Below are 8,676 nucleotides of genomic sequence, written 5' to 3'. Positions count from 1 at the left end.
CTGGAGCTAGGCGGCCTCAGGCTCCGGCAACACCTTCAGCACCACCAGGGTGGTATCGTCCACCGGCATAGGTCGCAGGGAAATTTCCTCCCGGAACAGGAGCTCTAGCTCCACCGCTGGCTCTGGGACAACAAAGTGGACTCCCTGGCGGCCTCGGAAAGCATCCATCTGCGCAAAGAGACTTTCCAGGATCTCCTCTGGCGACTCGTAGCAGCTGGCAGCCCGCTGGATAGCATCCATTAGACCGGCGGTCTCCAGCCGCTCCCCGCGGGTATTGGCAACCTCAATATAGCCATCGGTGTAGTAGACTACAACATCTCCTGGCTGCAGTTGCACACAGCTTTCTGAGTATTGGCTGTGCTCCTCCAAGCCAATCAGCGCCCCTTCCGTATCCAAAGGCTGAATCTCGCGGGTGCGGGCCTGCCACCAGAGGGGAGGGTTGTGGGCGGCGTTGCCAAAGCACAGGCGACGGGAGCAGGGATCGTACTCCGAGTAAAACAGGCTGATAAAGCGACTGGAGTGTTTGAGATCGCTGTACATGGCCCGATTGAGATGTTGGAGAACGCGGGCCGGCGAGTGGCCGTTAAGAGCTTCTGCCCGCACCATGGCGCGGGTCATGCTCATGAGCAGCCCGGCAGGTACACCTTTGCCCATGACATCCCCAATGACAATCGCTAGGCGAGAGTCTGCGGAGGGCTCAGGCGGTTCCGCCCGGTTGCTGGCCGGCTCTGCAGAGGCAGGCCCCCCCGGGATCTTGATGAAATCGTAGTAGTCGCCCCCCACTTTGCTGGCTACGCGGCAGCGGGCTGCCAGTCGAATGCCCCGAACTTGGGGGTATTGGCGGGGCAACAGCTGGGTCTGGATGTAGGAGCCGATCTCCATTTCTTTTTCCAGGGCCATTCTGCGGCGCAAGGCTGTCCGCAGGCGCTCATTCTCGATGGCTACACCCGCTTGGTCAGCCACTAGGCGCAAAAGTTGCTGGCGAGGCTCGGTCCAGTGGTAGTTGGGCTGGCGGCTGAAGACGTACAAGCGACCCTGGACAGAGTTACGGATCAACAGCGGCGTGCCAAATAGGCGCCCATCCGGCCCCAGGATCTGGCGCAGACGCTCGTCCAGAAGATGTTCAAGAGCTGGGATCTTCACCGCCAGGGATCCCTCTAGTTTGAGAAGAGGCTCCTGAGCAGATAGGGCTTGGGCAATCTGCTCCATCTCGGCGCGAATCTGCTCGCGGCGCTCGAGATCGAAACAGTGCAGTTGATCCAGTTGAATAGTGCCGTTGGGGTTAAACAACACCAGCGCTCCCCCCTCAGCCCCAGTGAGTTGGCTGGCCACAAAAGCCGTGAACTCCAGGATCTGGTTGAGGTTATTGAAGGAGCGCAGGGCAAAAGCCAATCCTCCCAACAAGTACAGCATCGACTGCTGGTCTGCCCCCACTTCAGCTTTGTTGGCCCGACTGGGCAAGAGGGCTGGCGGCTCCTTCTCCTTGGCAGTACCAAGCCTAGAGCGGGGATCCTCCTGCCCTGAGCTGGGAGTGCTCGGGTCGGTTGTGGACGGCAGCGAGGCAGGCAGAACTTTGGGAGGAAGCAAGGAGTCCGACCAGGACAAACCTGCTCGCCCAGCGGGCGGCTGGGCCGGTAAAGCTTTTTGCGGGCTGTGCTCCTCCATGGGGAAGGTAGAGCCAATCCCTCAGCAACATAACGATGCAGTCTAGCAAAGATAGTACAGGCTCTACCCCGTCTTCTCCCAAAGGCTCTGCTTGAGTTAATGTTGTCGAGGTCATTGGCGGCTACGCCCTTCTGGGCTGACGGGATCCCTGACACACCTCTCGGTAGAGCTGTTCCAGGCGGCTGAGGTTGTGGCTGAGGGTGTAGCGCTCCAGAACCCGTTGGCGGGCTTTCATTCCCAGCAGTTGGGTAAACTCCCGCTGATCCCGCAAGAGGGGCAATAGCGTTTGCAGCTCCACCGTCACTCGGCTTGGATCCAACAGGATCCCGGCTCCGTCCGCTAGAACCTCGCCATCGGCGCCGACGTCAGTGGCCACCGCCGCTACCCCACAGGCCATTGCCTCCAACAGCGACAAAGACAGCCCCTCGATCAAGGAGGGGAGAATGAACACGTCGGATCCCCGCAAGATCTCAATGCGCTCCTGCTCGTCGGCAACATAGCCCAGCCAGTAGATCCCGTGCTGGCGGGTGTAGAAAGGCTTGAGGGTATTGAGCAGGGGTCCATCCCCCACAATGAGCAGGCCGCACTTTTCCCCCATTTGAGCCTGCTTCCAGGCTTTGAGCAGGGCCTCGACATTCTTTTCCGGCGAGATCCGCCCTTGGTAGACGAAGACCCGCTCTAGCCCTAGCCGCTGCTTGAGGGTGGAGGGCCCTGGCGAATACTTGTCAACATCGACGCCATTGGGAATGACCACCACCTGCTCGCTGCCCACCCCCAGTTTGACCAGGACCTGGCGCTGCGTTTCCGAGAAGACGATGGTGCGATCGTAGTGGGCCAAACAGGGGGCATAGAGCTGATAGGCCAAGTATTGGGTGCGGGAGGCGATGTTGCGCCGCCGTCGGTCAAAAGCTGGGTGGAAAGTGGCCACTAGGGGCTGGTTGAGCTCAGCACAGATCTCGGGCAACGCAAAATCAATGGGCGAAATGGTCAAAGAAGCATGCACCAAATCCGGCTGCAATTCCCGCAGGGCTTGCTCCAGCAGCCGCCGGGCGTTAGGAGCCGGGATCGTGTAGATCTGCGACTTGTAGAGACAGGGCAGAGAGACATCCCGCCCCTCCAGCTCGGCACGCCAGTTGCTCCCCGGACGGGATCCCCCCTCAGCGGCGGCCTCTTCGTTGGTGAAGTGGAAAAAGCTCACCTGATGGCCCCGCTCCAAAAGGCCGTTGGTTACCTCGCGGCTGTAGGTGACGTTGCCACAAAAGGGTGTTTTCTTGCCTATCCAGGCAATGTGCATGGGTGGATCCCTACGCTGCTAGAACGGTTAAACCTCCCATAAGGTTAGCAGACGCGGATCCTCGCTTTGCTTGCTGCCTGGGCATGGGAAAGCTAGCAGCAGCCCGACAGCAGGACGGCGCGTAGCTATGGGGCTGCTCCTAAGCTCTGCCTTGCCCTGCCGTCAGCGGCGCGGAGGGCTTGGGGAGGCCGGCACCGCTGCTGGGAAGGAGCAACCTAGCTAGAGCTGGCGAAGAAGTCAAGCCTCTCTATTCAACAAACTCCAGAAGTACATTCCTGCCGACGCATTTAAGACTGCCAGGGCAAGAAACGTCCAGGAAAGGCCCAGATAGGTTTCCGCTACCCCTGTCAACACCAGCGGCAAGCTGAGGGCAATGTTGACGGCATTGTTGAGCAACCCAAACACCTTGCCCCGCAGATGTTCAGGCGTTTCCTCCTGGAGCAGAGTTTGCATCGGCACCGCCACCAAAGCCCCCCCACAGCCCAGCAGGGCAATCCAGGCTAAGCTGGGAAACAGCTTCCTCTCTGTCCACGACAAAGCCACCAGCGCCAGAGACAGCAGGAGGGATCCCAGCCCGCTCCAGGCCCGACGGCTTACTCCTCGGCCTATGTGCCCTACCCAAAAGGCGCCAATCCCCATGCCTAGGCCGGCAGCAGCCAGCAACACTCCAAACTGATCGGCTTCCAGCTCCGCCATCACCTCCGCCATCCGCACCGCCAAGACCGCCAGCGCCGCAAACAGCGAGTAGAGCACCACCATCTGCAGCAGGGCTGCGCGGACCAGGGGCATTTGCCCGATGTACTGTAGGCCCAGCTTGAGATCTTCCCAGAGATGGGGAGCTTCCCAGGAGCGGGAGTCTAGCTTCTCGTGCGGTTGCAACAGCAGCAGCAGGGATCCCGCCAAAAGGTAGGCTCCCCCCACCAACAGCTCTGGCCCCACCTCCCAGCCGGGCAACCAGGTGCGCACCCAACGCTCCGCCAGCGTCAACAGCGGCTCGCCAATGGCAAAGCCGACAACCAGCGAAGCCATCATCGTCGTGGTGTAAAGGGAGTTGGCCGCCAACAGCTCCCGCCTGGTCAGGATTAGCGGCAGAGTGGCCTGTTCGGCAGGGGCAAAAAACTGGGTCAAGACAGAGACGGCAAAGCTAATCAGCAGCAGCCCGCCAAAGCCCAAAGGGATCCCTGGCCAAAGGTCACGCCCCGCCGTCAGCCAGAGCAGCAGCGGCAGCAGCAGCACCAGGATGCCGCGCACCACGTTGGAGAGCACCAGCACGGCCTTCTTAGGCCAGCGATCCACAAATACCCCTGCCAAGCTGCCCAACAACACTGCCGGCAGGGTAAAGGCCAGCATAACCGCCGCTACCCAGCCGCTGATGGAAGCCCCCTCTGGCTGAAACCGCTTGGAGGTCACCCCAATCAGCAGCACCAACAACACCTTGTCGGCCAGCTGGGAAAACACCTGCCCCATCCACAGCAGCAGGAAATTGCGTCGGCCCAGCACGGCAGCGAAGTTTCCCAGGCCTGTCCCTGAGAAAGGGGGATCCGCCTGTTCTAGCTTCTCCGTTGGGCTGTCCTCTTTGGGATCCTCGGGAGGCGGCTCTGGCAAGGGATCCCCGGCTGGGCCCCCTGGCAAGCTAGAGGCAGGGCTTGTTATCGGCTCAAGGGGAGAACCCAGCTCCTCTGACTTCAGCGTCTCCATAGCCGCTGTTGACACTAAGTAGAGCTCCGCTCCCTCTTGCAGCCAGTCCCTTCGTTGTTCCCAAGTCATGGTGCCCCCGCCCAGCCTATCTCCCTCCCCCACCTTTCCTGCTGCCCGACAGCCTTGCTGCTGCTGGAGCGGGAGAGGTGCCCTAATCTTAAATTTTGACCTAGCCTGCAATCAAACCCGCCTCTCCGGCCACCTTTAGGGCAGCTTACCCCTCGCTGCCCAGCTTGTCCTTCTGGGCGCAGCAAGGTGCCAAGGCAGCAATGGGGACAAGCCTCTCAGCTTTCCGACAACGACAGGGAGCGCAAGGGATCCGGAATCGACTCACTGGGGGCCACAAAGCTGCCCTTTTCCACAAAGCCAAGGCGCACCGCCAGCCAGCGAATGAAATTCTCGTTAGTCGAGACCACTGCCCCCAGCGGCTCCTTCAACTTGTTGCGCAGGGGTTTTAACTCGGGAGCTTCCATGAAAGCTGGCTGGGGCACCCAGTGGAAATCAATGGGGCGATGCTGCTCCGCGTAATGTCGCCGACGCTCCTCCAGCACCTCCTCCAGAGGTTCAGACCGCAAAAAATCTAGACTGCCAACGATGAAGTGATAGGTAGTGGGCTCAGTGGCAGGCATACTTTCGGAGCTTTCCTACTGCGAAAAGGATAGAACCTAGCTGCCAAAGTCCAGCTTCTTAAATTCAGCCAGTCAGCGGGTGGCCTTGAGCAGATAGGGGGCCGGGTCGCGAGAGCTACAGCGGGGCTGACAGGCCTCCAACTGCTGGAGGACAGGCAACCGTGCCATCACCTCCTCAGGGGGCATAGGGTGTTCTGCTGCCTGCTTGAGGGTAGCAAGAGCCTGCGCTGCCCATTCCCGTGCCCAGGGGGGAGTTGAAGGAGTCTCCCCCTGCTCCAGCAGCTCCTGGCAGAGGGCTGTCGACCGTTCCAAGTCGCCACTGCCCTGATAGGCCATGACCAGAGCCACTCGAGCCAGAGCACATTCCTCTGGGTCTAGCTTAGGACGGCTGCGTTCCCTCTGGCGCGGCGAGCTCCCTTGAATCGAGCAGCAGTAGCAGAAAGACTCAAGAAGGTTGATCGCCTCTAGGTAGCGCTCCTGCTTCAGTGCAGTGATGCCGGCACGGAGGGATCCATGAGGAGGAGACATGAGCCTAAGTAAAGGAATGGATACCAACCACCTTCCCGCCCAAGGGCTTGGTGGCCTGGCTTCATATCCAAGTTTGGTGTCTGCTACTACTATACCCCTAGGTAGACTACTGCGAATCTCTTCTGAAGCTTTTGGCAAGGGCGCTCAACTCTTACGGGCCAAGAGGTAAGTGCTAACGTAGTGGGTTTCTCGGCGCAACACCTCACAGCCTGCCCGCTGCAGGCGCGCTCCCAGATCGTCGCGGATGTAGTCGCGGTAGTAGGGCTCGTGGAAGGTTTGCGCAAAAGCTTCCATTGTCTCCTCCAGCTCCGGCGAATCCAGCAGCTGCACCGAGTCGCAGACGACAACCACGCCCCCTGGCTTCACCACCCGACTGATCTCGTTGAAGACATTTTGCCGAACTGGGCCAGGCAGCTCGTGGAAAAGAAAAACGCTGACAACTGCATCGAAGAAAGCGTCAGCGTAGGGCATGGCCTCGGCGTTAGCGCGAATAAGCTGCGGCAGCTCCCCGGGCAACTCCTGCAACAGCCGGTTGGCCTTGCGCAGATAGGCAGGAGAAAGATCCAAGCCATACAGCGCCGCCTTGGGCAGGGATCCCCGCAAAAGGCGCAGCATCCGCCCTGTGCCACAGGCTACGTCGAGGATGTGGGGAGCAGATAGGTTGGGATCGAGGGCATCCTTGAGCAGGCGGATCACCCGTCGCCGCATCGCATCCGCCGTACCCCCAAACAGCAACTCCACCTGCAAGTCGTAGAGCTCAGCCGAGCGATCGCTCAGGTAGCCGTTGGTTTGGTAGTGGAAGTTCTGAAGGTAGTATTTTGGGTAGCCCTCTGTGGAGATGTCTGGAGAAAACTCTTGGTAGCGCCGGCCGTGTACCCGTCGGGCAATCTGGGGCAGTTCCAACCACACCGCTGGGTAATAGCGGGCAAAGTCCAGCCAGGGGTTGTCGAAGAGAAGCGCGTGAGGGTAGTAGCCTGCTTCCGCATCTTGCCAATCCACTTCTAGAAGTCGCTCGTAGCGAGCCCGCAACTCCTGCAAAGTAGCTGCGCTCACCTTCACCCGCTCCCGCGGTGGCAGAGGCTTGCCGGAGACAAAGCTCTGCAGCTCCCTGAGGGCAGAGAGCATCAGTTCGGCAGCTTGGGTGGAGAGAGCCTTGTGGGCAAAGCCGAAGAGGTTTTTGCCCCACTGAAAGGCACGGTAAGCAGCCTCCCCCACCGGCGATGGGATAGGCAGCGACAGCTCGGGGCTTAACTGGAAGCTCATGACCCTGCCAGTGCAAACGGGTTCTTAACGTTTGTTTACAATGCGATAGTAGATTATAGCAAGGCGGCCAGGGTGGGCCGACAACCGCTAGGCGGCAAGAGAAGCCGGCAAATTGGATCCCTGAGCACAACCTCCGCCAAGCAGGAGAGTACTCTAATGGTGGGTTTCCACTTGCCTCCTGAGCTCAAGGAAGGGGCAGATCCGGCTGAACTGATGGGAAAAGCCATGGCGACCAAAACGGTGTTGGTCATTGACGATAGCATCATGATCCGCAAGATGGTGGCCAGCATCCTGGCTGACCATTTCCAGGTGCTGGAGGCTAAAGACGGACCGACGGGCTTGGAGGTCGCCAAAAAGCATCACCCCGACCTGATCCTGCTGGATTTTGTCATGCCCAAGATGGATGGCTACGACACCCTCCAAGCCATCCGCCGCGAAGACAGTCTGAAAAATACCCCCGTTATCATGATGTCGGGGATGAAGGAACAAGTGACAGCCCGCATCCCCGAGCCTTTTGTCGACTTCGATTTTATCGAAAAGCCGTTTGAAGCGGAGACTCTTCTGGCTCAAATCCAAAAGGCCCTGCAGGTGACTCCTGCAGCGGCAGCGGAGCCGGGATCGGAAACCAACACCCAGTTGCTCTTGAACAAGCTCACCGCCATCGAGACGCTGCTTATCCAAGGTACGGAAAACCTGATCCAGCGGGAAGTAGTGACGCGGCTTGCCCACCTCAACCAGCGCCTAGATCGTCAGGAGTCTCACAGCGCTAACCTAGAAGAGCAAATCCGTAAGCTCACCAGCGAAGTGGAACGGCACAGCCAGGGCTTAGCCCTAATCGTCAAAGAGCTGCGGCATATCCGTAAACTATTGGGGGGTCTTGATGGCTGAGCAAAGCTTTGAGCGCGCCTACCGACACCTGGATGCGGTGACGGCCCTGTTCGTGGCGGTGCTGCTCATCTCCAACATCGCCTCGGCCAAGATCGTGCTCTTGGGGCCCTTTACCTTCGATGGCGGCACCATTCTTTTCCCCCTCAGCTACATTTTCGGCGACATCCTCACCGAGGTCTACGGCTATGCTCGCTCGCGGCGGGTGATCTGGCTGGGGTTTTTCTCGGCAGCCCTGATGTCCGTGACCTTGATGATCGTGGGATCCCTGCCGGCAGCCCCTGATTGGCCCCACCAGGAAGCCTACGACCAGATCCTCGGCCTTACCCCCCGCATTGTGCTGGCCAGTCTAATTGCCTACTGGAGCGGCAGCTTTGCCAATGCCTATGTGCTGGCGCGCCTGAAGGTGTGGACCCGGGGACGCTGGTTGTGGACGCGCACCATCAGCTCGACCATGGTGGGCCAAGCGGTGGATACGGGCCTGTTTATTCTCATCGCCTTCTGGGGGGTGTTCCCTGGTCTTATGGGCCTCATCGTCTCCAACTACGTGTTCAAGTGTGCCGTTGAAGCAGCCTGTACTCCCCTCACCTACGCCATTACCGGCTGGCTGAAGCAGCAAGAGCAGGAGGACTACTTTGACGTGGCAACGGACTTCAACCCTTTCCGAATCCAGGTTGTATCCAAATAAAGCTGCTCCCTTGCCAGGCGGGCCAG

General features: G+C 59.7%; 8 protein-coding genes. 2 read left to right on the top strand and 6 right to left on the bottom strand.

Translation table 11 applies throughout. From position 1 onward, the window contains the following. Window positions 1-6: 6 nt before the first annotated feature. The 6 genes from NW860_RS10445 to NW860_RS10420 form a co-directional block, all read right to left on the bottom strand. Window positions 7-1,461, bottom strand: a complete 1,455-nt coding sequence (locus NW860_RS10445) for a PP2C family protein-serine/threonine phosphatase (RefSeq protein WP_414514056.1) — start codon at window positions 1,459-1,461, stop codon at window positions 7-9. Window positions 1,462-1,786: 325 nt separating this feature from the next. Further along, window positions 1,787-2,959 carry a glycosyltransferase family 4 protein gene (locus tag NW860_RS10440; protein WP_414393335.1) on the bottom strand — a complete coding sequence of 391 codons (1,173 nt, stop codon included), beginning with the start codon at window positions 2,957-2,959 and terminating at the stop codon, window positions 1,787-1,789. A 237-nt stretch (window positions 2,960-3,196) separates the two neighbouring features. Then, complete coding sequence (locus tag NW860_RS10435; RefSeq protein ID WP_414514054.1) at window positions 3,197-4,726, bottom strand: MFS transporter; 1,530 nt, start codon at window positions 4,724-4,726, stop codon at window positions 3,197-3,199. Between the two features lie 215 nt (window positions 4,727-4,941). Next, window positions 4,942-5,286 (bottom strand): MgPME-cyclase complex family protein, encoded by a 345-nt coding sequence (locus NW860_RS10430; protein ID WP_414393331.1) that lies wholly within the window; start codon window positions 5,284-5,286, stop codon window positions 4,942-4,944. Window positions 5,287-5,358: 72 nt separating this feature from the next. After that, on the bottom strand, window positions 5,359-5,814 hold the full coding sequence (locus NW860_RS10425) for a hypothetical protein (RefSeq protein WP_414514051.1): 456 nt from the start codon (window positions 5,812-5,814) through the stop codon (window positions 5,359-5,361). 144 nt (window positions 5,815-5,958) lie between these two features. Then, a complete protein-coding gene (locus NW860_RS10420; protein ID WP_414514049.1) occupies window positions 5,959-7,077 on the bottom strand; it encodes a class I SAM-dependent methyltransferase in 1,119 nt (372 codons plus the stop codon). A 72-nt stretch (window positions 7,078-7,149) separates the two neighbouring features. Here NW860_RS10420 and NW860_RS10415 point away from each other — a divergent pair, with 72 nt between their 5' ends. Continuing rightward, complete coding sequence (locus tag NW860_RS10415; RefSeq protein WP_414514047.1) at window positions 7,150-7,965, top strand: response regulator; 816 nt, start codon at window positions 7,150-7,152, stop codon at window positions 7,963-7,965. Beyond that, window positions 7,958-8,650 (top strand): queuosine precursor transporter, encoded by a 693-nt coding sequence (locus NW860_RS10410; RefSeq protein ID WP_414411468.1) that lies wholly within the window; start codon window positions 7,958-7,960, stop codon window positions 8,648-8,650. The genes NW860_RS10415 and NW860_RS10410 overlap by 8 nt, the downstream gene beginning before the upstream one ends. Window positions 8,651-8,676: the final 26 nt, after the last annotated feature.

Source organism: Synechococcus sp. F70.1 (assembly GCF_047502745.1).
Lineage (GTDB): Bacteria > Cyanobacteriota > Cyanobacteriia > Thermostichales > Thermostichaceae > Thermostichus.
This window is presented reverse-complemented; position numbering and strand designations above follow the sequence as displayed.